This is a genomic window from Conexibacter sp. DBS9H8 (assembly GCF_023330685.1).
Taxonomy (GTDB): Bacteria; Actinomycetota; Thermoleophilia; order Solirubrobacterales; family Solirubrobacteraceae; genus Palsa-465.
This window is the reverse complement of record NZ_CP097128.1, coordinates 1,344,132-1,367,049: the sequence shown is the minus strand read 5'-3', so window position 1 is coordinate 1,367,049 and position 22,918 is coordinate 1,344,132. Positions and strand designations below refer to the sequence as shown.

At 70.5% G+C, this 22,918-nt stretch carries 22 protein-coding genes and 1 tRNA gene; 11 read left to right on the top strand and 12 right to left on the bottom strand.

Going from position 1 to position 22,918, the window contains the following annotated elements:
- Nucleotides 1–199: 199 nt before the first annotated feature.
- Nucleotides 200–1,177 carry a GGDEF domain-containing protein gene (locus tag M3M55_RS06425; RefSeq protein WP_249012002.1) on the top strand — a complete coding sequence of 326 codons (978 nt, stop codon included), beginning with the start codon at nucleotides 200–202 and terminating at the stop codon, nucleotides 1,175–1,177.
- A gap of 57 nt (nucleotides 1,178–1,234) precedes the next feature.
- Here M3M55_RS06425 and M3M55_RS06420 read toward each other — a convergent pair whose 3' ends face one another.
- Complete coding sequence (locus M3M55_RS06420; protein WP_249012001.1) at nucleotides 1,235–2,050, bottom strand: SDR family oxidoreductase; 816 nt, start codon at nucleotides 2,048–2,050, stop codon at nucleotides 1,235–1,237.
- Nucleotides 2,051–2,286: 236 nt separating this feature from the next.
- Between M3M55_RS06420 and M3M55_RS06415 the strand changes: the two genes are divergently transcribed.
- The 6 genes from M3M55_RS06415 to M3M55_RS06390 all read left to right on the top strand — a co-directional run bounded on the left by M3M55_RS06415 (nucleotide 2,287) and on the right by M3M55_RS06390 (nucleotide 10,631).
- Nucleotides 2,287–3,705 (top strand): class II 3-deoxy-7-phosphoheptulonate synthase, encoded by a 1,419-nt coding sequence (locus tag M3M55_RS06415; RefSeq protein WP_249012000.1) that lies wholly within the window; start codon nucleotides 2,287–2,289, stop codon nucleotides 3,703–3,705.
- Nucleotides 3,706–3,817: 112 nt separating this feature from the next.
- Nucleotides 3,818–4,984, top strand: a complete 1,167-nt coding sequence (locus M3M55_RS06410) for a glycosyltransferase family 1 protein (protein WP_249011999.1) — start codon at nucleotides 3,818–3,820, stop codon at nucleotides 4,982–4,984.
- Entirely contained in the window at nucleotides 4,981–6,045 is a 1,065-nt protein-coding gene (locus M3M55_RS06405) for a lysylphosphatidylglycerol synthase transmembrane domain-containing protein (protein WP_249011998.1), read from the top strand. Before M3M55_RS06410 ends, M3M55_RS06405 begins: the two co-directional genes overlap by 4 nt.
- Nucleotides 6,046–6,114: 69 nt before the next feature.
- On the top strand, nucleotides 6,115–7,107 hold the full coding sequence (locus tag M3M55_RS06400) for a CHAP domain-containing protein (protein ID WP_249011997.1): 993 nt from the start codon (nucleotides 6,115–6,117) through the stop codon (nucleotides 7,105–7,107).
- An 11-nt stretch (nucleotides 7,108–7,118) separates the two neighbouring features.
- A complete protein-coding gene (locus M3M55_RS06395) occupies nucleotides 7,119–8,102 on the top strand; it encodes an NADPH:quinone reductase (RefSeq protein WP_249011996.1) in 984 nt (327 codons plus the stop codon).
- 72 nt (nucleotides 8,103–8,174) lie between these two features.
- Entirely contained in the window at nucleotides 8,175–10,631 is a 2,457-nt protein-coding gene (locus M3M55_RS06390) for a protease pro-enzyme activation domain-containing protein (protein WP_249011995.1), read from the top strand.
- 103 nt (nucleotides 10,632–10,734) lie between these two features.
- On the opposite strand, the gene M3M55_RS06385 is transcribed toward M3M55_RS06390, so the two are convergent.
- From M3M55_RS06385 to M3M55_RS06375, 3 genes are all read right to left on the bottom strand, one after another.
- Complete coding sequence (locus tag M3M55_RS06385) at nucleotides 10,735–11,559, bottom strand: adenylate/guanylate cyclase domain-containing protein (protein ID WP_249011994.1); 825 nt, start codon at nucleotides 11,557–11,559, stop codon at nucleotides 10,735–10,737.
- Nucleotides 11,560–11,611: 52 nt separating this feature from the next.
- Nucleotides 11,612–11,693: transfer RNA gene (locus M3M55_RS06380), tRNA-Tyr, on the bottom strand.
- A gap of 113 nt (nucleotides 11,694–11,806) precedes the next feature.
- Nucleotides 11,807–12,823 (bottom strand): RNA polymerase sigma factor RpoD/SigA, encoded by a 1,017-nt coding sequence (locus M3M55_RS06375; RefSeq protein ID WP_305883320.1) that lies wholly within the window; start codon nucleotides 12,821–12,823, stop codon nucleotides 11,807–11,809.
- Nucleotides 12,824–13,052: 229 nt separating this feature from the next.
- On the opposite strand from M3M55_RS06375, the gene mptA reads away from it, so the two are divergent.
- The gene (gene mptA / locus M3M55_RS06370) at nucleotides 13,053–14,042 is read left to right on the top strand and encodes a GTP cyclohydrolase MptA (RefSeq protein ID WP_249011993.1); all 990 of its coding nucleotides are present in this window, start codon (nucleotides 13,053–13,055) and stop codon (nucleotides 14,040–14,042) included.
- Here the strand turns inward: mptA and pgsA are convergent.
- Nucleotides 14,003–14,665: a CDP-diacylglycerol--glycerol-3-phosphate 3-phosphatidyltransferase gene (gene pgsA / locus M3M55_RS06365; RefSeq protein ID WP_249011992.1), complete on the bottom strand. Its 663-nt coding sequence runs from the start codon at nucleotides 14,663–14,665 to the stop codon at nucleotides 14,003–14,005. The genes mptA and pgsA overlap by 40 nt on opposite strands.
- A gap of 81 nt (nucleotides 14,666–14,746) precedes the next feature.
- Between pgsA and clpP the strand changes: the two genes are divergently transcribed.
- Both clpP and M3M55_RS17410 read left to right on the top strand, forming a co-directional pair.
- Nucleotides 14,747–15,328 (top strand): ATP-dependent Clp endopeptidase proteolytic subunit ClpP, encoded by a 582-nt coding sequence (gene clpP / locus M3M55_RS06360; protein WP_249011991.1) that lies wholly within the window; start codon nucleotides 14,747–14,749, stop codon nucleotides 15,326–15,328.
- 17 nt (nucleotides 15,329–15,345) lie between these two features.
- Entirely contained in the window at nucleotides 15,346–15,477 is a 132-nt protein-coding gene (locus tag M3M55_RS17410; protein WP_256469044.1) for a hypothetical protein, read from the top strand.
- Between the two features lie 61 nt (nucleotides 15,478–15,538).
- Here M3M55_RS17410 and M3M55_RS06355 read toward each other — a convergent pair whose 3' ends face one another.
- The gene (locus M3M55_RS06355) at nucleotides 15,539–15,694 is read right to left on the bottom strand and encodes a hypothetical protein (protein ID WP_249011990.1); all 156 of its coding nucleotides are present in this window, start codon (nucleotides 15,692–15,694) and stop codon (nucleotides 15,539–15,541) included.
- A 220-nt stretch (nucleotides 15,695–15,914) separates the two neighbouring features.
- On the opposite strand from M3M55_RS06355, the gene M3M55_RS06350 reads away from it, so the two are divergent.
- The gene (locus M3M55_RS06350; RefSeq protein ID WP_249011989.1) at nucleotides 15,915–16,277 is read left to right on the top strand and encodes a VOC family protein; all 363 of its coding nucleotides are present in this window, start codon (nucleotides 15,915–15,917) and stop codon (nucleotides 16,275–16,277) included.
- Between the two features lie 68 nt (nucleotides 16,278–16,345).
- Here the strand turns inward: M3M55_RS06350 and M3M55_RS06345 are convergent, their stop codons facing one another.
- From M3M55_RS06345 to M3M55_RS06320, 6 genes are all read right to left on the bottom strand, one after another.
- The gene (locus M3M55_RS06345) at nucleotides 16,346–17,212 is read right to left on the bottom strand and encodes a PhzF family phenazine biosynthesis protein (RefSeq protein ID WP_249011988.1); all 867 of its coding nucleotides are present in this window, start codon (nucleotides 17,210–17,212) and stop codon (nucleotides 16,346–16,348) included.
- Between the two features lie 107 nt (nucleotides 17,213–17,319).
- The gene (locus M3M55_RS06340; protein WP_249011987.1) at nucleotides 17,320–17,838 is read right to left on the bottom strand and encodes a DUF1697 domain-containing protein; all 519 of its coding nucleotides are present in this window, start codon (nucleotides 17,836–17,838) and stop codon (nucleotides 17,320–17,322) included.
- A 59-nt stretch (nucleotides 17,839–17,897) separates the two neighbouring features.
- Nucleotides 17,898–18,983 carry a Fe-S cluster assembly protein SufD gene (gene sufD / locus M3M55_RS06335; RefSeq protein WP_249011986.1) on the bottom strand — a complete coding sequence of 362 codons (1,086 nt, stop codon included), beginning with the start codon at nucleotides 18,981–18,983 and terminating at the stop codon, nucleotides 17,898–17,900.
- On the bottom strand, nucleotides 18,976–20,430 hold the full coding sequence (gene sufB / locus M3M55_RS06330) for a Fe-S cluster assembly protein SufB (RefSeq protein ID WP_249011985.1): 1,455 nt from the start codon (nucleotides 20,428–20,430) through the stop codon (nucleotides 18,976–18,978). Before sufB ends, sufD begins: the two co-directional genes overlap by 8 nt.
- A 2-nt stretch (nucleotides 20,431–20,432) precedes the next feature.
- A complete protein-coding gene (locus tag M3M55_RS06325; protein WP_249011984.1) occupies nucleotides 20,433–20,747 on the bottom strand; it encodes a non-heme iron oxygenase ferredoxin subunit in 315 nt (104 codons plus the stop codon).
- A gap of 117 nt (nucleotides 20,748–20,864) precedes the next feature.
- The gene (locus M3M55_RS06320) at nucleotides 20,865–22,742 is read right to left on the bottom strand and encodes a CocE/NonD family hydrolase (protein ID WP_249011983.1); all 1,878 of its coding nucleotides are present in this window, start codon (nucleotides 22,740–22,742) and stop codon (nucleotides 20,865–20,867) included.
- Between the last annotated feature and the right edge of the window lie 176 nt (nucleotides 22,743–22,918).

Genomic DNA, 22,918 nt, shown 5'->3' with positions numbered 1-22,918 from the left:
GGGACGCGCGTCCGTCCCGCATCACGCGAGGTTTGCGATGGCCTGCACGCCCCGAGCTCATCCCCTTGACGGTTGCTGCCCCCTGGGGCTCGTCAAAAATGCGAACGTTGCCGATAGTAGAGAGATGCGGGACATCCCGGATAAACAGCGGCTGTCATGGCTATGCCGCACCCAGGCCGAGCGCGACCGTGCGGTCGACATGGAGCCACGCCTGCGGCCGCTGCGCCAGCTCGCCTTCGGGCTGCTCGCCGCCGCGCTGCTGGTCTGCGGCCCCTGGGTCGGCTGGTGGACCCTCGCGCCGCTGCTCGGCGCCGGTATCGCCTTCACCCTCACCGACCGCGGCCTGGAGAGCTCCGGCCGTCCCGAGTATCGCCTCGCCGCGGCCTGGTGCGTCGCCGAGCTGGCGATCGCCGCCAGCGTCGCCCTGACGGGCGGGCCCCACAGTCCGGCGCTGGCCTGGATCGTCCTTCCCGTCGTCACCCTCCCCGCGCGCTTCGACCGCCGCGGCGTCCTCGCCGGCAGCGCCCTCGCCGGAGTTCTCATCCTCGCCAGCTCCCTCGGCGTCGACCCGGCGGCGGTCATCGCCGACCCGGCGAGCGTCGTCTTCGCCCTCGCTCTGCTCGGTGCCATCGCGCTGCTCTCAGTGGCGCTCATGCACTCGGATCTCCAGCATCGCCGCGAGTCGGTGATCGACCCGCTCACGAGCATGCTCAACCGCCACGCCCTCAACGGACGCGTGGACGAGCTGCGTGACCAGGCCAGGGTCGTCCATCAGCCGGTCGGCCTCATCGTCGGTGACCTCGACCACTTCAAGCAGATCAACGACACCCACGGCCACGCCACGGGGGACGCCGTCCTGCGCGACGTCGCCTACTCCCTGCGCAAATGTCTGCGCGCCTTCGACCTCGCCTACCGCCTGGGTGGCGAGGAGTTCCTCGTCCTTCTGCCCGGAGCCGACCCGGACCAGGCGGCGCACGTCGCCGAGGCGCTGCGCGCGACCATCGATGCTGGACAGCCGGGCGGACTGGCCGTGACGATGTCCTTCGGGGTGAGCGCCAGCCCTCCGGACTCCTTCGACTACAACGAGGTCTTCCGGGCGGCCGACGCTGCGCTGTACGCAGCCAAGGCCGGCGGTCGCAACCGGGTGGAGGTCGCCGGGGCCATCCCCGTCCGGTGAGGTTTCGGCGCTCGGGTGCGAGCGCCGCAGATCTCGGCCCCCGGCTGAGGCCACCGCTCAGCCGGCATCCGCGCGCACCCGAGCCTGGAGGCGGCGCATCCCGGCGAGCCAGCGGTCGGGATTCTCGGCCTTGGCGCGGATGAAGTCGGCGACCTCGGGGTGGGGCAGGATGAGGAAGCGCTCGGCGCCGATGGCGGCGATCACGTCCTCGGCGACGTGCGCGGGGTCGAGGATCGCCCCGGCGGCCATCACCGTCCGCGCCGCCAGACCCCACGCCCCTTCCGTCGACCCCGCCTCGGCGAAGCCGCCCAGCGGCGTGTCCACCCCCATCGGGCACAGGCAGCTGACCCGGACGCCCCGGTCGCCGTAGGTGATCGCCAACCACTCGGCGAAGGCGACCGCGGCGTGCTTGGAGACCGTGTAGGCGACATCGCCGATCTGGCTGAGCACGCCCGCGGCCGAGGCGGTCGAAACGAAGTAGCCCTCCCCGCGAGCCAGCCAGGCCGGGAGCAGGCGCCGGGCGGCGTGGACGTGAGCCATCAGGTTGACCTCGAGCACCCGGCGGAACTCGGCGTCCTCACTCTCCAGCCCGGTGCCGCACGCGATCCCCGCGTTGGCGCAGAAGATGTCGATCACGCCGAAGCGCGCCTCCACCTCGCTGATGAGCGCGTCCAGTTGAGCCGGGTCGCTCACATCCACGCCCACCCCGAGGGAGGGCACGTCGAGTTCGTCCGCCACGGTGTTGGCGCCCTCCGCGTCGAGGTCGGCGACGACGACCGCGCCGACGGGCTCGGCACCGCAGCGCCGAACAAGGGCTCTTCCGATCCCCGAGGCTCCACCGGTGATGATCACCACACGCCCGTCGAGGTTCACGCTCGTCTCCTCTTTCGTTGGTCGGTGCCCATGCTCGCAGGCGGCCGCTCCCGTGACAGCCACCATGCCCGGGGCCGGGGCCGGGGCCGGGGGCGGTACGGCGGGCACGGGGGCGGTACGGCGGGCCGGGCCGTGGACGGGGCGCCGATCCCGCTAGGGTGCGAAGGGATGTCGCTGATCGTGTTCCGGTCACCACTGCGCCCGCGCCCGAGCGCCGGGCCCCTGGGGAGCACCCGGTGAGCTGGACCGTTGACATCGCGGCTCCCACCGAGCCGCGACACGATCTCCTTGATCCGTTCGCCCCCGCGGTGCTCGCGGCCCTCGACCGGCCGGCGCTGCAGCAGCCGTCCTGGCCCGACCCCGAGCAGGCCTCCCGGGTACGCGGTGTGCTTGAGGCGGTGCCTCCGATCGTCGTCGCCGCCGAAGTCGACACGCTCCAGGCTCGCCTCGGGGCGGTCGCCCGCGGGGAGGCGTTCCTGCTCCAGGGCGGCGACTGCGCCGAGACCTTCGTCGACAACACCGAGGCCCAGCTACGCGCGACGATCCGCACGCTGCTGCAGATGGCCGTCGTGCTCACCTACGGCGCGGAGATGCCGGTGGTGAAACTCGGGCGCTACGCGGGCCAGTACGCCAAGCCGCGAAGCTCCGACACCGACTCCTCCGGCCTGCCCTCCTACCGCGGGGACATGGTCAACTCACTCGAGCCGACCCCCGAGGCCCGCCGTCACGATCCAGGCCGGATGATCCGCGCCTATGCGAACGCCGCCGCGGCGATGAACCTCGCCCGCGCGGTCACCGGCGCGGGCCTGGCCGACTTACACCACCTGCAGGAGTGGAACATGGACTTCGTGCTCCGGTCGGGCGCGGGGGAGCGCTATGAGCGGCTGGCGACCGAGATTGACCGCAGCCTGCGCTTCATGGCCGCCTGCGGGGTCGATGACGGAGCCCTGCGCACCGTCGAGCTGTTCGCCAGCCATGAGATGCTCGTGCTCGACTATGAGCGCGCGCTGCTTCGGGTCGCGGGTGATCGCCTCTACCTGCTCTCGGCCCATCAGGTGTGGGTCGGTGAGCGGACCCGTCAGCTTGACGGCGCCCACGTCAGCCTGGCGGCGCTGATCGCCAACCCGGTCGGGGTGAAGATCGGGCCGAACACCACGCCAGGCCAGGCCGTCGAACTCGTCGAACGCCTCGACCCCGACCGCGTCGACGGGCGGGTCACCCTCATCTCGCGCATGGGCAACGCGGCGATCCGTGAGCGGTTGGCGCCGATCATCGAGGCGGTGAACGGCTCAGGCCACCGGGTCGTCTGGCAGTGCGACCCCATGCACGGCAACGGCGAGGAATCCCCGACCGGTCACAAGACACGGCGCTTTGACCGCATCCTCGACGAGCTCGAGGGGTTCTTCGAGGTGCACGAGCAGCTCGGCACCCACCCCGGCGGCATCCACGTCGAACTCACCGGCGAGAACGTCACCGAGTGTGTCGGCGGCGCCCAGATGATCACCTTCGGTCAGCTCGAATCCCGCTATGCGACCGCCTGTGACCCTCGCCTCAACCCCGAACAGGCGTTGGAGCTCGCTTTTCTCGTCGTCGAGATGCTGCGCCGGCGGGGCGCCCGGACACCAGAGGCGCGGGCCGGCTCACCCTCCGCGTGAACGGCCGCCAGGCCGGCCGGCGGACCGGCCGGCGGACCGTCACCCGACCCAGCGAGAGAATCCTCACGGACTCTTTAAGGCGATTCGGTCCTCGACCTTGCAAGATGTACGCGTGCGCGTAGCGATCGTCTCTGAGGTCTTTCTCCCCGCCGTCGACGGGGTCGTGACCCGGTTGATGCGCACCCTCGAGGAGTTCAGCGCCGGTGGCGATGACGTCGTCCTGATCGCACCGCGGGCCGGGGCGGTGCTCAACGACTATGCCGGCATCCCGGTGATCGGCGTCCCCGAACTGCGTCTGCCTCTCTACCCGGATGGCGAAGGGTACCCACCCAAACGGGTGGCTCTGCCCGGCCCGGCGCTCGGACGGGTTCTGCGCAGCGTCCGCCCCGATCTCATCCACGCGATCAACCCGGTGCTGCTCGCCGCCGGCGCGGTCGCCCACGCCCACCAGCGCCGACTGCCGCTGGTCGCCTCCTACCACGCGAACCTGGCGACGTACGCGAACCTGTACCGGATCGGCTGGCTGTCGGGGGCTGGCTGGCGCTACATCCGCATGCTGCACAACAACGCCGACGTCAACCTGGCGACGTCCGCGGCCACGGCCGAACTGCTGCGCCAGCAGGGGGTCGAACGGGTCGACCTGTGGCCCTATGGCATTGAGACCGAGCGCTTCTGTCCGGAGAAGCGCTCGCCGCAGTGGCGCGACCGGCTCAGCGGCGGAGCGGCTGAGGAGCTTCCGGTCCTGCTCTACGTCGGCCGGCTCGCGAAGGAGAAGACGGTGGAGCGGCTGCTCGAAGCGGCCCAGCGCCCCGACGCGCGCCTGGCGATCGTCGGCGACGGTCCCCTGCGCCAGGAGCTCGAACAGACGTTTTCCGGTACCGGCACGACCTTTCACGGCTTTCTCGGCGGCGAGGACCTCGCCCAGGCCTACGCATCGGCCGACGTCTTCCTCATGCCCAGTGAGACCGAGACGCTCGGATTCGTCACGCTCGAGGCGCAGGCCTCCGGTCTCCCGGTGATCGCCGCCGAAAGTCCCGCCGCCCGGGAGCTGATCGCCCACGGCGATGACGGCCTGCGTTACGCCCCGGCGTCACCGGGCGCACTCAACGCGGCGGTCGACACGCTCGTCCGGGACCCTGAGCTGCGTGCCCGCATGGGGCGCACGGGACGGGAGAAGGCGGTCGGGGCGACCTGGGCACGGGCGACCGACGTCCTGCGGGGGCACTACCGCCGCGCTTACGAGGCCCACGCCGCCGACCCGCGGGGTCTCGCGGCGTGACCGAGCCACTCACGCCGGGGGTGTCGCACCGGCGCGGACGGCGGGCCTCGATTGTCGCCCTGGCGGCGCTGGCGATCCTCGTCGTTCTCGGGGTCACCCGCATTCACCTGTCCGACGCCGCTGCCGCCCTTGGACACGCCTCCCCCGGCTGGGTCGCGGTGGCCGTCGTCGTCTTTGCCGGATCCTTCTTCGCCCGGGCCGAATCCTGGAGCGCGGTGCTGCACGCCGCCGTCCCCGGCTCGGACATCGCGCGGCGGACCGTCACCCACAGCCTCCTCATCGGCATGGCCGCCTCGACGCTCGCGCCCGCCCGGGTCGGAGAGGGCGTCCGCACCTGGCTGGTCGCCCGTCGCATCAGCTGCCCGGACGGGGTAATGACCGTGCTCGGCACCGTCCTCGCCCAGACGCTGTTCAACGTCGTCGCGCTCGCGCTGCTCGCCGTCGTCACTCTCAGCGCGCTCAGCACACACGGCTGGTCGCTCTCCTCGGTCGCGATCGTCGTCGCACTCCCGGCGGGCGTCGGCCTGCTGCTGCTCCTCACCGCCCGGCACCGGCGGACCGGCGCCGGCGTACCCCTTCCGGCGCCGGGTGCCTCGCGGAGGACCCGGTTCACCGCCTGGGTGCTCGCTCGCCTGGCCGGCGCCGGCCGCGGCCTGACCGTCTGCACCCAGCCGGCCGGACTCGTGCACGCCGGCGGAACCCAGCTGCTCGCCTGGGCGCTGCAGTGGGCGGCTGCCGACAGCGTGCTGCTCGCCCTCCACCTGCATCTCCACGCCGCCCCGGCGGTCGCGGCGGCAGCGGTGCTGCTCGCCGTCAACCTCACTGCGATCCTTCCGGTCACCCCCGCGAACGTCGGCGTGTTCCAGGCCGTCTGCATCGCGGTGCTCACCCCGCTCGGGGTCGGGGCCGGGGCCGCGCTCGCCTACGGACTGCTGCTGCAGGGGATCGAAGTCGTCCTCGCCCTCACCCTCGGAGCGGCCGCGCTCGTCCGTGAGGGCCTCTCCCTACGGGACGTCGGCACCCGGGAGGGACGCCGGCGCCTCGCGCTCGCCCGCGGCTGATGGCCGTTTGATCGAGGGCTCGAGCGTTCCCTCCGCGGTGTCGGAGCCGAGGCCGATGATCGGGGCGTTATGGTCTCGGTCCACCGGATCTGGCGAGCCGCCGTGGCGGTCACCATCACCTTGGCGGGCACCGCAACCCTTCCGGCGCTCGCTCGAGCACAGACCCTGCCGGCGGCCGCGCCGAGCGCGTTCAACGAGACCCCGGACTGTCCGGTCTCCCCCACCAGACCGGTCTGCGCCTGGAACGTCCCCGTCGACGCCGCCAATCTGTTCACCGCCACCGACTACGGCCAGTGCCCCTACTGGGCGGTGGAGAAGTACCCGGCCCTGTTCCTCGACGCGCTCGCCAGTGATCCGCTCGCCAGCGACTGGGACGGCGGCACCTGGGCCGAGCACGCCAAACTGGAGGGCCTGCCGATCTCCCGTACCCCCGCCTCCGGGGACCTCGCCGTCTGGGGGGGCACATCCTCAGACTCGGCGGGTCACGTCGCTTACGTGGAGGCGGTGACGGGCAGCGGGATCATCGTCTCGCAAATGGACGGCGACTCCCAGCCACCATTCCCACCCCGGCAGGGCTCGACCGAGTGGATCTCCAACGCCAACCTCGCCTACTTCGCCCAGACCTTTGACGTTCAGTTCATCGTCACCGGCGACCCGAGCACAACCCCGCTCGCCTTCCTTGAGAAGCCCGCCGCCGCGGTGAGCGCCCCTCCGGTCACCGAGTCCGCCACTCCTGCCGACACCGCACCGTCCGAGGTGGCCAACCCTCCGGGGAACACGAGCCGCGCGGCGGCGTCCGCGGCGCGGCTGCGGGCGCGAGCGCGGGCCGCTCGGGCCCACCGCCAGCAGACCGCTCGGGTGCGTCCGCGGCGCGGCTGCGGGCGCGAGCGCGGGCCGCTCGGGCCCACCGCCAGCAGACCGCTCGGGTGCGGGCGCGGCGGGCTCGGGCGCGGCGGGCTCGGGCGCGCCGTGACGGCGAGGACGGGGCGGTCAATCATGGGGCTTCACCGGCGGTGCTGTGAAGGGTGCGGCGGGCGCTGGTCCACGCGAGACCTGCGGTAGTGTGGGGTCCGATGAAGGCGGCGATCTACCGGTCCGGCGGCAGCCCCGACGTTCTCGAGTTGGCGGACGTTCCCACCCCTGAGCCCGGACCGGGAGAGGTTCGCGTGCGCATGGTGTGTGCCGGGGTCAACCCCACCGACTGGAAGGCTCTCGCCACCGCGACGGGCGCACCGGAGGGGTTTGCCATCCCCGTTCAGGACGGAGCTGGCGTGATCGACGCCGTCGGTCCCGGCGTGGCGCCAGACCGCCGCGGAGAGCGCGTGTGGGTGTTGCTCGCCGCGCACTCGGGGCGCTGGGGCACCGCCGCGGAGTACAGCGTCGTCCCGGCCGACCGAGCCGTCCCGCTCGCCGCGTCGGCGAGCTTTGAGCTCGGCGCCTCCCTCGGCGTCCCGGCCCTCACCGCGTGGCACTGCCTGTCCCCGGACGGCCGCCCGCTGCACGGAGCGTCGGTGCTCGTCAGCGGAGGCGCGGGAGCGGTCGGCAACATGGCGATCCAGCTCGCTCGCTGGGCGGGCGCGGGCCGAGTGGTGGCGACCGTCAGCGGCCCCGACAAGGGCCGATTGGCTGCCGGGGTCGGCGCCGACCACGTGATCACCTACACCGACGACGACGCCATCTCCCAGATCCAGGCGGCAGCCCCGGAGGGAATCGACCGGTTCGTCGAGGTCGCCCTCGACACCAACCTCGACCTCGACCTCGCCGTCGCCGCCCCACACGCCCGCCTGGCCTGTTATGCCGCCACCCCGGACACCGTGGTGGCCATGCCGGTGCGCGCCCTGATGGCGGCCAACCTCACCGTCTCCTTCATGCTTCTCTACACCGTCACGCCGGGGGAGCTCGGCGCGGCGGTGCGCGCCATCAGCGCCGCTGTCGCGGCCGGGGCGCTCTCCCCCCTTCCCTTCCACCGCTTTCCGCTCGCCGACGCCGCAGAGGCCCTCGCAGCGGTCCGTGACGGGGCCGTCGGCAAGATCCTGATCGACCTGCCCGGCGCCTGAGCGCCGCCATCTGTCGATCCGCCGGTCTGTCGATCTGTAGTGATCGCCTGAGCTGCCCGATACAGACGAGGCATGCCTCGCGTCCGTCTCACCGTCGCCCCTCTCGGCGCGTTGCTGTGCGCCATCGGGGAGGCGGCGGTGACGGTCGCCATCACAGTCGCGCTCCTGGCCGCTCCGCCGGCGCAGGCGGCCCTTGTCACCCGGCGGATCGGAGTCGCCCCGGCACTCCCCGCCGGCGCCCGCCAGGTCGGAGTCCTGGCGGCGGACACCAGGCTGGCGATCGACATCACCCTCCAGCCGAGGAACCCCGTCGCGCTCGCGGCGTACGCGGCGGCCGTTGCCTCCCCGCGTGATGCCCATTTCCACCACTACCTCACGCTCGCCGGCTTTCGGCGCCGGTTCGGGCCGACCGCCAGCGCGGTGCGCGCGGTCCGGCGGGCGCTCGTCCGTGCCGGCCTCACCCCGGGGGCCCTCAGCGCGAACGGGCTCAGTCTGCTGATCCGTGCCAGCGCCGCACGGATCGACCGTGCGCTCGGTCTGCGGCTGATCGCCGTTCACCTCCCGGACGGACGGCTCGCCGTGACCAACACCGCCGCCCCACGCTTCCGCGCGACCGTCAGCGGCCTGATCCAGGGCGTCGTCGGTCTCAACACGCTTGTGGTGCCCCACGCCCTCGGTCTCCTGCGCCCGCGCGGCGCCGGGCAAGCGCACGGGAATCTGCGCGGCGCGGCCGCGCAGGCCCACCTCACGGGCGCACCGGCCCCCTGCACGAGCGCGACGGCGACCGCGAGCGCTGATGGCGCCTATACCGCGGACGAGATCGCCTCCGCCTACGGCTTCAGCAGCCTCTACGGCGCCGGTGACACAGGGGCGGGTCAGACCGTCGGCCTGCTTGAGCTCGAGTCCTACGCACCGTCGGACATCAGCGCCTTCCAGAGCTGCTACGGCACCAACGCGCCCGTCAACACGATCACCGTCGACGGGGGACCCGGCGGACCGGCCGCCGGGCAGGGTGAGGCGGCACTCGACATCGAGCAGATCACAAGTCTGGCGCCGGGGGCATCTGTCGATGTCTATGAGAGCCCTGACACGGGCACGGGGGTCCTCGACGGCTACCAGCAGATGATCGATAACCCGACCGTCACCGTGATCTCAACGTCCTGGGGGGAGTGTGAGAGCGACGCCACCAGCGCTCTGCTTTCGGCTGAGTCGACTCTGTTTCAGGAGGCCGCGACGCTCGGCAAGTCCGTGTACGCCGCCGCCGGCGACAATGGATCGACTGACTGCTACGGGTCCGACGGCACCGCCGCGCTCGCCGTCGATGACCCCGGGTCCCAACCCTACGTCACAAGCGTCGGGGGTACCTCGCTACCCTCCGCCTCGGCCCCGTCTACCCAGGTCGCCTGGAACGACTCGAACCTCAGCAATGGTTCCGGTGGTGGCGGGATCTCCTCCGCCTGGCCGATGCCGAACTATCAGGCGGGCGCCCCGGCCGCCCTCGGGGTCGTCTCGCCGTTCTCTTCGGGCCGCCCCTGCGGCGCCATCAGCGGCGACTGTCGCGAGGTGCCAGACGTGTCAGCCGATGCCGATCCCCAGACCGGTTACGTCATCTACTGGAACGGAAGCTGGGGCGCGATGGGCGGCACAAGCGCGGCGGCACCGCTGTGGGCGGCGCTCACCGCCCTGACGAACGCCTCCAGCGCCTGTCACGGCAGCACGGTCGGCTTTGCCAACCCCACCCTCTACGCACTCGCGGGCGATCCGACGGTCTATCGCAGCGCCTTCACCGACATCACCGCCGGCAGCAACGACTACACCCCGTCCGGATACACAGGCGGACTGTACCCCGCCACGACCGGGTTTGACATGGCCACCGGGCTGGGGGCGCCCCAAGCAGCCACGCTCGCCCCCGACCTCTGCAACCCGTCCCTCGCGCTGACGGCGACGGCAAGCGGGAGCGGGACCGGGACGACGAGCGGGAGCGGGAGCGGGACGACAAGCGGGACCGGGACGGCAAGCGGGACCGGGACGGCAAGCGGGACCGGGACGACAAGCGGGACCGGAACGACAAGCGGGACCGGAACGACAAGCGGGACCGGAACGACAGGCACGGACAGCGGCCCGAGCCCGGGCACCCCAGTGGCCTGTCGCCCCGAGTCGATCCGGATCGGCCCGTTCCGTCGCGTACTGCTCCTCGACCGGCGCCGGCATCAGATCGTCATCGCCTTCCCGCTCGCCCTGCCGCGCGGTTGTGCTGCGGAGACGCTGACCCTGCGCCGCCTCATCCACACGACCGAGCCCGGCCGGCTGCGCGGACGCGACCGCCTCAGCATCGAGATCTTCAACCGCAGCGGAGATTGGTTGGCGACCCTGCGCACCCTCAGTGGCAGCCAGGCCGCGACCGGCACCGTCGGGGTCAGCCTGAAGCAGTTCGCGGGCCGCGCCCTCATCCTCGGCCTGGTCGCCAGCCGGAGCGGGCGGGCGAGCACCCGCTTTACGATCCTCGGAATGACACTGAGCTGGCACTGACCCGTCCGCTGTCGGAGGTCGTCCAGAGTCGTGTTCAGTCACAGCGAGGACGGTCCGGGCCGGCCTGGGACACACATCCCCAAGGGCACCCGGCGGCGCGGGATCAGCCGCGTCGGGCGACGGCGATCTGCAGGGACGCCGGCGCCTCAGGCGACCGCAGCCGCTTGCGGCGCCCGAACCGGAGCCCGTGCGCTGCGGGGTCGATCTGCAGCAGCGCCGGCGTCGACACGAGCACCTGACCCGGGCGTGCCGCGGCACCCACGGCGGCGACGACGCTCACGTCCACTCCGACGTAGTCCCCGCGCAGCCGGCGGGGACGGCCCCAGTGCACCCCGATCCGCAGGCGCACGCGGGTGCCGTCGACCTCAACGAAGAGCACCGCGTCCTGGATGTCGAGGGCCGCCGCCACTGCCGACTCCGCGGTACTGAAGCTCGCGATGATCCCGTCCCCGAGCCGCCGCACGATGCGCCCCTGATGGGCCTCCACGCAGGCCTGGACCGTGTTGGCAACGGCGCGCAGCACCTCCACGGTCACCTCGTCTCCGACGCGCAGGGCGAGGGAGGAAGAGTCGACGATGTCCGCGTAGAGCAACGCCATCTCACGCTCACCGCGGCCCCGCCCGGTCGCCTCCGCGAGTGACTGCCACAGCTGCAGGCCCGCCAGCCCGACCTCAGCGACGACGCTGTCGGGCTCCGGCGTCAGCGTCGCCACGCTTTCCACCAGGTAGGCGAGCGTCGGGGCTCCCGCAGTGGAGAAGGCGTCGCCGAACTCGGGGTCCCCCGGGAGCCGACGCCGCAGCCGGCGGACGGTGAGCAGCAGGGCGGGCTGGCGGTCAAGACCGGCGAACGCTCCACGCAGTCGGCTCAGGAGGCGGCGGGACCCGCCGGGGTGGGCGGAGATCGGTCTGAGCGGAGGGTCGCCGGCCATCGGCCTGGCGATCCTACCGGGGAGCGCCCGAGGGCCACCTCCGCGAGAGCAATGGCGGGAGCAGGATTCGAACCTGCGAAGGCGTAGCCAGCGGATTTACAGTCCGCCCCATTTGACCGCTCTGGAATCCCGCCGGGAGTCGAGCCGGACCGAGTGTATTAAGCCCGGCGCCGATGTGCTCACCCGCCGCCCACTCACGCGCCTGACCGCCCGCCCACCGCCCGACTGTGTGGCGGGGCACCCCGCGTCAGGAGGCGTCGCGCAGCCGTTGGGCCTCGGGCAGGGACTCGAGCTTCTTGAGGGTGTGGTTCTCGATCTGGCGGATCCGCTCGCGCGTGACGTTGAAGGTCCGTCCCACCTCCTCGAGCGTGTAGGGACGTTTCCCGCTCAGGCCGTAGCGCAACTCGATCACCTCCCGCTCCCGCTGGGGGAGCGCCGCGAGCGCGCGGCGGAGGTTCTCCTTGCGCAGGTGCTCGGCCGCCTGTTCAAAGGGCGACTCCTGGGAGAGGTCCTCGACGAAGTCACCGAGCTGGGAGTCCTCCTCCTCTCCGACGGGACGCTCGAGCGAGATCGGCGCAAGCGACATCGCGAGGATGTCCCGAACCTCATCCGTTGTCATCTCGACCTCGGTGGCGATCTCCTCGGGGCTGGGATCCCGACCGAACTGCTGGAGCAGCTGGCGTTCGGCCCGGCTCACGCGGTTGAGCTTCTCGATCATGTGGACTGGGATCCGGATCGTCCGGCCCTTGTCGGCGATCGCGCGGGTCACCGCCTGACGGATCCACCACGTCGCGTACGTCGAGAACTTGTAGCCGCGTCGGTAGTCGAACTTCTCAACCGCCCGAATCAGCCCCATCGATCCCTCCTGGATGAGATCGAGGAACGTCAGCCCGCGCCCGAGATAGGACTTTGCGATCGAGACGACGAGACGCAGGTTCGCCTCGATCATCTGCTGCTTGGCCGTCATGTCCCCGCGCTCGATCCGCTGCGCGAGCTCCACCTCCTGCTCCTTGGTCAGCAGGGGCACCCGCCCGATCGAGCGGAGGTAGAGCCGCAGCGAGTCGAGCGAGGGCTCGACGGTCAGATCAAGCTGGGCGCGGCGCTGAAAGCCGCGCGGGTCCGAGAGGAAACTCTGCTCCTCATCCACGGCCGCGGTGCTCTCACCCGGGCCATCACTCTCCTCGGCGTCGTCGGCGACCTCGCCCAGCAGCGACTCTTGTTCCTCGATGGTGCCTCCGTCGAGCAGAACCCCGGCGTCGTTCACAAATGCTCCTCTCTGGTCTCTCCCTCGATGAGACTGAAGGAGTCTTACCACAACTGTCCGACGGGACCTAATCCGGTCCGGTCCCCGACCGGCCCGGGCCGCAGGCTCGGGGTGCCGCATTCAGCCGAGCGTGGGCCGACCGCTGCGATGTGCCAACCTTCCCGGTGGGGGTCGACCTTCTGGCCCGGAGCCCCGGCTGTTTCCTGACGATCTCTACCCTTCAGGCTCCATGGCTCTCACCTCGCACTCTCTCGATGTTCAGGCGCGCACGCCCGCTGTCGCGCTGAGTCTCTCCCAGGTCGGGGTCACCGGCGTGGAGAAGGTCATTCGACTCAACCAGGACGGCACCGAACAGCTCTTCTGGGCCCGGTTCGAGTGTGTGGTCGAACTCGGCCCCAACCAGAAGGGCGCGCACATGTCGCGCTTTGAGGAGGTCGTCAACGAGGCGATCGGAGAGGTCGTGCTCGGCGAGTCGGGCTTCAAGGCCGAGACCCTTGCGGAGCGGATCGCCGTGCTCGTGCGCGAACGCCAGCGGGCCCGCCGGGCCGAGGTGAGCGTCACCGCCCGGTTCCCCGAGCACAAACCGGCTCCCCTGTCGGGCATCCAGACCCAGGAGCTCTACACGCTGCACGGGCTCGCGGTGGCGAGCGAGACCGGCACACGCCGGCTGATCGGTGTCACCGCCCAGGGGATGACCGCCTGCCCGTGCGCGCAGGAGATCATCACGGCCGGCGCGCGGGAGCGTCTGGAGGCTGACGGTTTCTCCGAGGAGGAGATCCTGCGCATTCTTGACGCCGTTCCGGTGGCCACCCACAACCAGCGTGGCCTCGGGACGCTCTACATCGGCCTGCCTGAGGGCTCACGCGAGGAGATCGACGCGCGGCTGCTCGTCGAGATCGTCGAATCGTCGATGTCCTCGGAGATCTACGAGCTGATGAAGCGCACCGACGAGGCCCACGTCGTCGAGAAGGCCCACCGCAAGCCGCGGTTCGTCGAGGACTGCGTGCGCGAGATGGTCAAGGGCGTGATCGACCGTCTGCCCGAGCTGGAGGATCGCGCCTTCCTCTCCGCCCGCCAGGAGAACCTCGAGACGATCCACCAGCACAACGTCGTCGCCGAGCGTCACGGCCTGCTCGGGGAGATCCGTTCAGAGCTGGACAGCGGCGAGCCCTCGACCGCTCACACGAGCCGCCGGGCCTGGCTCGACGCGGCCGCCTGAGGCCCGTCGGATTCCGGCGTGGTTGCGGGCCCCGTCGAGCCCGCTTTGACCCCACCCCCACCGTCACCGGTCCCGTCGAGCCCGCGGGCGGCCACCCAGAAGTACTCGGCCCCGGAGACGACGGTGACCGCGACGGTGACATAGAGGACGAGGTGGACCCAGACGGGGTAGTGCTGGGCCCGCGCGGGGTGGCGACTGTGATCGAGGATGAGCACGAGCACCATGGCGATCTGGCAGACCGTCTTGACCTTGCCGAACCGGCTCGCGGCGATCACGACCCCCTGCAGGGCCCCGACGGCGGCCCGGAGTACGGTCACTGCGAACTCGCGCGCGATCACGACCATCGCCACCCATGCGGCGAGGCGGTCCAGGGAAACGAGCACGACCATCGACGAGATGATCAGCAGCTTGTCGGCGATCGGGTCGAGCAGCTTGCCGAGATTGGAGACGATCTCATGCCGGCGGGCGAGCCACCCGTCGAGGCCGTCGGTGAAGCTCGCGATGCAGAACACGATCGCGGCGAGCACGTCCCCGTCGCCGGTCTTGAGGAGGAGCGCGAGCACGAGCACCGGCACGAGCGCGATCCGGACGACGGTCAGCGCGTTCGGGACGTGCCGATGCATCCTCCGATCTTGTCAGCTTCGTGCCGGAAACCGGCGTCGATCGGTTCGGCCCGACCCCGCGTACCCGCTAGGGTTCCTCCCATGCCCCTAGTTCCCATGGTCATTGAGCGCACCGCCCGCGGGGAGCGCGAGTTCGACATCTACAGCCGGCTGCTGAACGAGCGGATCATCTTCCTCGGCACGGCGATCGATGACACGGTCGCGAACCTCGTCGTCGCCCAGATGCTGCACCTCGAGTCATCGGACCCGGACAAGGACATCTCGCTCTACATCAACTCCCCGGGCGGGTCGATCTATGCGGGCCTGGCGATCTACGACACGATGCAGTTCATCAAGCCCCAGGTGCAGACCCTGTGCGTCGGGATCGCGATGTCGATGGGGTCGCTGCTGTTGATGGCCGGAGCCAAGGGCAAGCGCTTTGCGCTTCCCAACAGCCGGATCCTCATCCACCAGCCGTCCGCGGGCTTTGAGGGGCAGTCGACCGACATCGAGATCCACGCCCGGGAGATCCTCGCGATCCGGCGCCGAACCGATGAGATCTACGCCCACCACACGGGGCAGCCGATCGAGCAGGTTCACGCCGACATGGAACGCGATCGGTTCTTCAAGGCGGAGGAGGCCGTCGCCTACGGTCTCATCGACAAGGTCATCGCCAACCACTGACAGGTAAGTTTCCGTCCATGCCCGACATCGACGAATACGACGACGACGACCTCGACGGCGCCGCCTACCGAGACGCCGAGTTCGACGATCCCGACGACCTCGACGAGGACGAGGACGAGGACGCCGACGAGGACGCCGACGACGACTGAAGCCCCGCCCTGCCCGCCTGAGGTCCGTCCCGCCTCACCGGCCGGCGATCGCGGAGCGAGGTCAGTAGCTGGTGTGCATCGCCGCGGCGACCTGGCTGAGGGTCCGCTGAGCGGCGGCGCAGGCTCGAGCGCTGCCGTGGTGGAGAACCTCGCGGAGGTAGCCGCGGTCGGTGAAGCCGCCGTCGATCGTGCCCTGATCTGTGATGGGGACAGTCATGGGTGGTCCTTTCAGCCAGGACCACCCCGGCGACACGCCGTCGCCGATGACGCCGCGGGCCGCCCAGAACACCGATCAGCAGGGCCGCAGGAGAAGCGCCACCACCAGGATCGGCGATCAGTCAACGAGGTCATCACCGCTGAGGATGACCGATCCGGCCAGCGACGGGCACCGGTCCCCGTCACGGCGGCGGGAGCCGAGTAGGCCCACAATGGCAGCGATGCGTCTGCGGATCGCGCGCCACACCGCCCGGCTCGAGGAACTCGTCGCCTTCTACCGGGACCGGGTCGGATTGCCCGAGACGGGACGGTTCGTCGACCACGACGGCTACGACGGTGTCTTCTTCGAGATTCCGGGGAGCCGAGCGGAACTGGAGCTCACGACCGGGGGCGGACACGCCGCTCCCGCGCCACACCCGGAATCGCTGCTCGTCCTCTTCTTCGACGATCCCGCCGAACTCGAGGCGGTGGCCAATCGCATCGCCGGGTCGGAGGTCGTGCCGGCCAACCCATATTGGCGTGCCCGCGCCCGGGCGTTCGCCGACCCCGACGGCTTCCAGCTCCTGCTCGTCCCGGGCCGCTGACACCGCCCCGGGGCGCTGTGACATCCGCCGTGCCCTGAGACGGCCCTCCCGGGTGTGGCTCGCCGGGTTCAGGCGAGCCGGAAGTGGCCGACTCCGACTGCCACGGCGGCACCGGCGACGGTGACCGAGCGGACCGTCTCCCCATCCCCATGGGCACAGGCGAGCAGCCGTGAGGGCCGTCCGAGCTCGACGCCCTGGATGATCTCGAGGCGCTCAGCCGAGACGAGCCGTCCGTGGCGCAGGAGGTGCACCGCGACCGGTCCGGCCGCCGACCCGGTCGCGGCATCCTCCGGCACCCCGAGGCCGGGGCAGAAGTTGCGCGAGTGGATCTGATCGCGGACCGCCCCGGGCGCGATCACGGCGACGCCGTGGGCCCCGAGCCGACTGAGGGCGCCCATGTCCGGAGCGATGCGGGCCAGCATCTCCCGCTCGGACAGGCTGACGACGACGTGACGGGGACCGTTGTCGTAGAGCTCGACGGGCAGGTCCGAGGCCTCGACGCCGAGAGCGTCGAGCAGCGCCGCAGGCTCGGGGTAGGCGACCCAGGTCGGGATCGGCTGGGTCATCTCACCGCTCAGCAGCGCCCCCTCCTCATCCCGAGCGAAGCGCACCACGATGATGCCCGCCCCGGTCCGCAGGCGCACCACCGGCGCCCCCCGGCGCTGGGCGATCGCATAGGCGGCGCCGAGCGTCGGGTGCCCGGCGAAGGGCAGCTCGGTCTGCGGGGTGAAGATCCGCAGCTGGGCGTCCGCGCTCGCCGGGTCGTCGGGGAGCAGGAAGGCCGTCTCAGAGAGGTTGAGTTCGCGGGCGAGCGGCTGGTAGAAGCGTGAGGGGATCTCCTCGGCGTGGGGGAAGACCGCCAGCGGGTTGCCCGCAAGCGGCGTGTCCGTGAACACGTCCCAGATCTCGTAGGGGTGGCCGTCCGCGTCAGACATCCGCACCCGTGCGGTCAGGCATCTTCGTCGTTCCCACCCAGCGTCGGGCGCCGGTCCGGGGTCGGCCCTTCTCTGCCGTCGAGCCGCGGCCCGGGGTCGGCCCTCGGTCAGGCATGGGCGAGCGCGGCGATCGCCAGGACGGTGTTCCAGTTGCGCGAGCTCGCCGCCTCGCCACGGGGGACGACGGCCTCGGCGAGCCGGGAGCCGGCGATCCCGTCCGGATGCCAGGAGTAGATCTCCGCTCCGTTCACGGCGACCCGCTCGCCCCCGCGAGCCTGGGCAGAGAGCGCCGCCTCCAGCCCCGGCTGAGCCGGCAGTCCGCGGAAGGTCACCTGGAGGCGCGGGGGATCCTCGGCCGCCTGCGCAGCGAACGGGTTCGCGGCGATCGCCGCGTCGAAGGCGGTGACGCTGCGGAGCACGCAGGGGACGTCGATGATCCCCCGCAGCTCCGCGATCAGCGCGTCCGGATCACCGTCGGCGACGACGTTGCCGCTCTGGCCGTGCGTGCGGACGCGGACGAACCCGGCCGCGGTGAGCGCGTCACGGAGCGCGGGCATGGCGATCCGGTTGGCCGAACCGACGTTGACCCCGCGCAGCAGGGCGATCCGGGTGCTCAGCGAGGTCACAGATACGTCGATGAGACGAATATTCGAAGGCGCTGGACGATCCTCGCCGCGACGGGCGGCTACAGGATCGTCGCGAGCCGGCCTTCGAGCGCCGCTGACAGCCGCTCGCGGACCGGACCCTCCTCAAAGCGCTCGACAAGCGCCTCCAGGAAGCCCTCGATCACCAGCCGCTTGGCGTCCGCCTCGGACAGGCCGTGGCTCTTGAGGTAGAAGATCTGCTCGGGGTCGACCTGGGCGACCGCCGCCGCGTGGGTGCAGCGGACGTCGTTGGCCTGGATCTCCAGGCCGGGGATCGCGTCCGCGTGAGCGCGCCTGGACAGCAGCAGGTTGCGTGACTCCTGGAAGGCGTCGGTCTTCTGGGCGCCCGGGTCGACGATGATGTTGCCCTTCCACACCGCGGAGGACCGGTCGGTCAGCACCCCGCGGAAGGCGAGGTCCGAGACGGTGTTCTCCGCCGCGTGCTCCTGGGTGGTGTCGAAGTCGACGTGCTGGCGTCCGTGAGTCGCGTAGGCGCCGGTGACCCGCGCGGAGGCGCCCTGGCCGACCAGGCGGGTGCTCATCAGCACATGGCCGGAGCGGCCGCCGAACCCGAGCGCAACCCAGTCGAGGGTGGCGTCACGCCCCACCTGGGCGCGCTGGTCGCCGAAGATCCACGCCGTGTCGGGCAGGTTCTGGCCGCTCACGTAGCGGAGGGTGGCGTTGTCACCGACTGTGAGTTCGGTGACAACGTTGACGGTCGCGTCGCCCTCGGCGAGGAACTGCTCCCACACCTCAGCCTGGGCTCCGGGCTCGAGCACGACGTGCGTGCGCTGGTTGACGAGCGTGCCGGCGGCGGCAACGGTCGCGAGGGAGATCGGCTCGGTCATCGCGACGTTGGCGGCGACGGTGACGACGGTCTCGATCTCACCGACCTCAACGCGGACGCCGTCGGGCAGAACGCCGGTCTCCAGCTCCCAGAGGGCGTCGGCGCCGGGTGTCCGGCCAGCCGGGGCGGCCTCATAGGCGGCCATATCGAAGCCGGTGAGGTCCGTGAACTCCCAGCCCGGACGGCCCTTCCAGGTCGGGATCTCCAGGGCCGGCGCCTGTGGGGTGTCGGGGGCGGCCGACGTGGCCGTCCCCGACAGGGCCCCGACGAATTCAGCCAATGGACCCCTCCATCTGCAGTTCGATCAGGCGGTTCATCTCCACCGCGTACTCCATCGGCAGTTCCTTGGTGATCGGCTCGATGAATCCGTTGACGATCAGCTTGGAGGCCTCCTCCTCAGAGATGCCGTGGCTCATCAGGTAGAACAGCTGATCCTCCCCGACCTTGGAGACGGTCGCCTCGTGGCCGACGTTGACGTCGTCCTCAGAGATCCGGATCGTCGGGTAGGTGTCCGAGCGACTGCGGTCGTCGAGCAGCAGGGCGTCGCAGACGACCTTGGACTTGGCGCCGTGGGCGCCCTTGGCGATCTCGAGCAGGCCCCGGTAGGAGCCCCGCCCGCCGTCCTTGGAGATCGACTTGGCGAAGATGTTCGAGGTCGTGTTCGGCGCCGCGTGGACGATCTTGCCGCCGGCGTCCTGGTGCTGACCCGCCCCGGCGAAGGCGATCGAGAGGATCTCCCCGTGCGCGCGCTCGCCCATCAGGTAAACGGCCGGGTACTTCATCGTCAGCTTGGAGCCGAGGTTGCAGTCGACCCACTCGACGGTCGCGTCACGCTCGGCCACCGCGCGCTTGGTGACGAGGTTGAACACGTTCGCCGACCAGTTCTGCACGGTCGTGTAGCGGATCCGCGCCCCGGGCTTGGCGATCAGTTCGACGACGGCGGAATGCAGCGAGGAGGCGCTGTAGGTCGGGGCGGTGCAGCCCTCCACGTAGTGCACGTAGGAGCCCTCGTCCGCGATGATCAGCGTCCGCTCGAACTGGCCCATCGACTCGGTGTTGATCCGGAAGTAGGCCTGCAGCGGCATCTCCACGTGAACGCCCGGCGGCACGTAGACGAACGAGCCGCCCGACCACACGGCGGAGTTGAGCGCCGCGAGCTTGTTGTCGTTGTTCGGGATGATCGTCCCGAAGTACTCGCGGACGATCTCCTCGTGCTCGCGCAGCGCGGTGTCCATGTCCGTGAAGATCACGCCCTGCTTGACGAGGTCCTCGTGGATCTGGTGGTAGACGACCTCAGACTCGTACTGGGCGCCGACCCCGGAGAGGAACTTGCGCTCGGCCTCGGGGATCCCGAGGCGGTCGAAGGTGCGCTTGACGTCTTCTGGCACGTCATCCCAGGAGCGTTCGGCCCGCTCGGAGGCGCGGACGAAGTAGTGGATGTCGTCGTAGTCGACCTCAGCGAGCATCGGGCTGCCCCAGGTCGGCTGCGGGCGGTCGAAGAAGTGCTGGAGCGCGACCAGACGCTGGTCGCGCATCCACTGGGGCTCGGACTTGAACTCGGAGATCTTCTCGACGATCTCGCGGTTGATCCCCTTGGGCGCCTTGTACAGGTAGTTCTCGGCGTCGTGGAAGCCGTATTTCTCGGTGTAGTCCGCGTTGATGGTGGCGAGCTGCTCGTTCTCGGTCAGCGCGACCGTCGCGATGAGTTCCGGCTCGGTTGTGGCCATGTCTAGCTCACCTCCAGCTTGATGATGTGATCTTCAACTGTCACGGGAAAGGTCTCGACCGGCTCATAGGCCGGTAGCGTCAACGGGCGGCCCGACGCGAGATCGAACTTCGCGCCGTGGCGCGGGCACTCGACCGTGCAGGCGGCGGTGTCGAGGTCTCCCTCGCCCAGTGGCCCGTCGTCATGGGAGCAACGGTCCTCGATCGCGAACAGCCGGCCCTCGCAGTTGAACACGCTCACGTCGATCCCCTCGACCGACAGCTGACGGCGCTGTCCGGAGGGCAGCTCAGCGAGGGTGCAGACATCGACGGTGGACACGTTCTAAATCCTAGCCTATGGCTCGGGATTAGTCAGCGCGGGAGGGACGGCTCAGCGCCGCCCCTCGGGCGAGGCCCCTCATCGAAGTCAGGGGCCAGCGCGGTGCGCCGGTGATGCTCAGTGGCGACCGGTCCGGCGGCGACCGGACCGGCGACCCCGCCGGGAGCGAGCGGGCCGGGGTCGGGGCCGGGGAGGCTTGCGAGCCGCGGGCGGCTGAGCAAAGACGAGTGGTCCGGCGCTCGCCGGGGACGCGAGCGGCAGCGTCAGCGTCCCCGGATTGGCCGGATCGGTGCTGACCGACACCGCGCTGGTGAGGGCGTTGCCGCGGTAGGCGGCGTCGCTGCTGGCGATCACCAGGGCGATCCGGTCGCCGGCCGGAAACCGGTGGACGATCCCCGGAAGGGTCACCGTCACCGGGGATTCGAGGTCATCGAACCGCGCCGGCGAGATGAGCCGGTCCGGCAGGGTGACGGTCCCGTTGGGCGCGATGTCCTCGAGCTTGAAGAACAACGCCAACCCTCCACTGGGATCGAGCGACCCGAGGTCGTTCTCGAGGCTGTCGTGGAGCTGCACCCGTAGGGTCGGGATGCCGACCACATCCTCCGTGTGGGCCAGCGGCGGGGTTTCGTATTCGGCGAAGGTCCCGGGCGCGTCAAAGAGCGGGACGGTCTGGCTGACGCCACTGACCTCAGTCACCGACATCGGCGCCCCGGGCGGGGGAACGAGGAAGGAAGCGGTACCGGGGGAGATCGGAGATCCCGTCCCGACGAGCGCATTGGTTCCGCTCAGTTTCAGCGTCTCCGCGGCCGGGACCGGGTAGGCCGGGGCGCTCGCATAATCACGGGCGGCGGTGGCCGCCGGTGCGTTGACCCACGGCTGGTAGTAGGAGAAGTTCAGCGCCGGGGCGGCAGGAGCTCCCTTGAGGTAGTGGGCGAACCACTGAGCGACCAGGCGCCCCTCAACGGTCAGGGTCCCGTTGGGGTTGAGGGCGTTGTTGGACCATTCCCCGGGAGCGGGGGTGCCGTTGGAGTGGCCCCAGGACTGCCAGACGAGCTTGACCGGGGTGTGTTGGGCCCGCAGTTCCTCGTAGGTGGCGACCGACTCGTGCAGGTTGAAGAGCGTGTCGTCCTCGCCCTGCATCAGCATCACCGGGATCTTGATCGCGTGGATGTAGGACTCGACGGAAGCCTGTTCGGCGAACCCGAAGGTCGACGGGTTGCCGTTCCCCGAGGCGTTGAGCTGAACCATCGCCGAGCAGGCGCGCGGATCGAAGTTCGGGCACGGTGTGAGGCGGCTCGGATCGGTCGAGGCGCCCGTGACGCCGTCTGCGATCCCGTCGGCGGAGAACAGATCGATCCACTCGAACTTGGCGACGCCGGAGCTCTCGGAGATGTCCGCGCCGGTGAGCGCGTTGTTGGGGACGAGTGAGTAGGCGAGGTTGTTCCAGGTGATGAACGGGATGATCGCGTCCAGGCGCGGATCGATGTCGGCGGCGGCGAACTGCACCTCGCCGCCGTAGGAGCCTCCGATCATCCCGACCCGCGGGTCGTAGCGGTAGTGTCGACCGTTGTGGGCCACGGCGTCATGGATGACGTAGTTGACGGTGGTTCCGTTCGTCGCCGCCGAACCACCCCCGAGGAAGGTGATCAGTTGGGAGGCGGCCTCACCGTCCCAGAGCGGGCTGTCGAGCTCGATCTTGCAGCCCGACCCGCCGAAGCCGAGACCCGAGTAGGTGAGCACCGCGTACCCGCGGCTTGCGAACGTTGCCGCCAGGCCCTCCTGGTCTTTGTAGGAGCCACCAAACCCGTTGGTGGTGAGGATCGCCGGCACCCGGTGCGTCGGTGAGGCGCCGGCCGGCTTGTAGAGCTCCCCGACGATGCTGCAGGTTTCCTGCGGCGGGGGGCCGACCGTGACGTCCCAGTGAAGGAGTTGCACCGTGTAGGGAGGCGTGGACGCCGCGGCGGGCCCCACGGCGACGAGAGCGCCCAGAAGCACGAGTGCGGCAATCGCACCTGCACGTACGCACGCGACAGCGCCCGTCCACCCGAGGTTCATCCTGACCATTCTCACCGCGTCCTCTCCTCCGTGATTGCTCTCTCACCGCCACTAACACGCCGCGGGGGCGATGGTTGCGGTCCGACCCCGACGGTCGCCGGAGAGCCCGCACACGC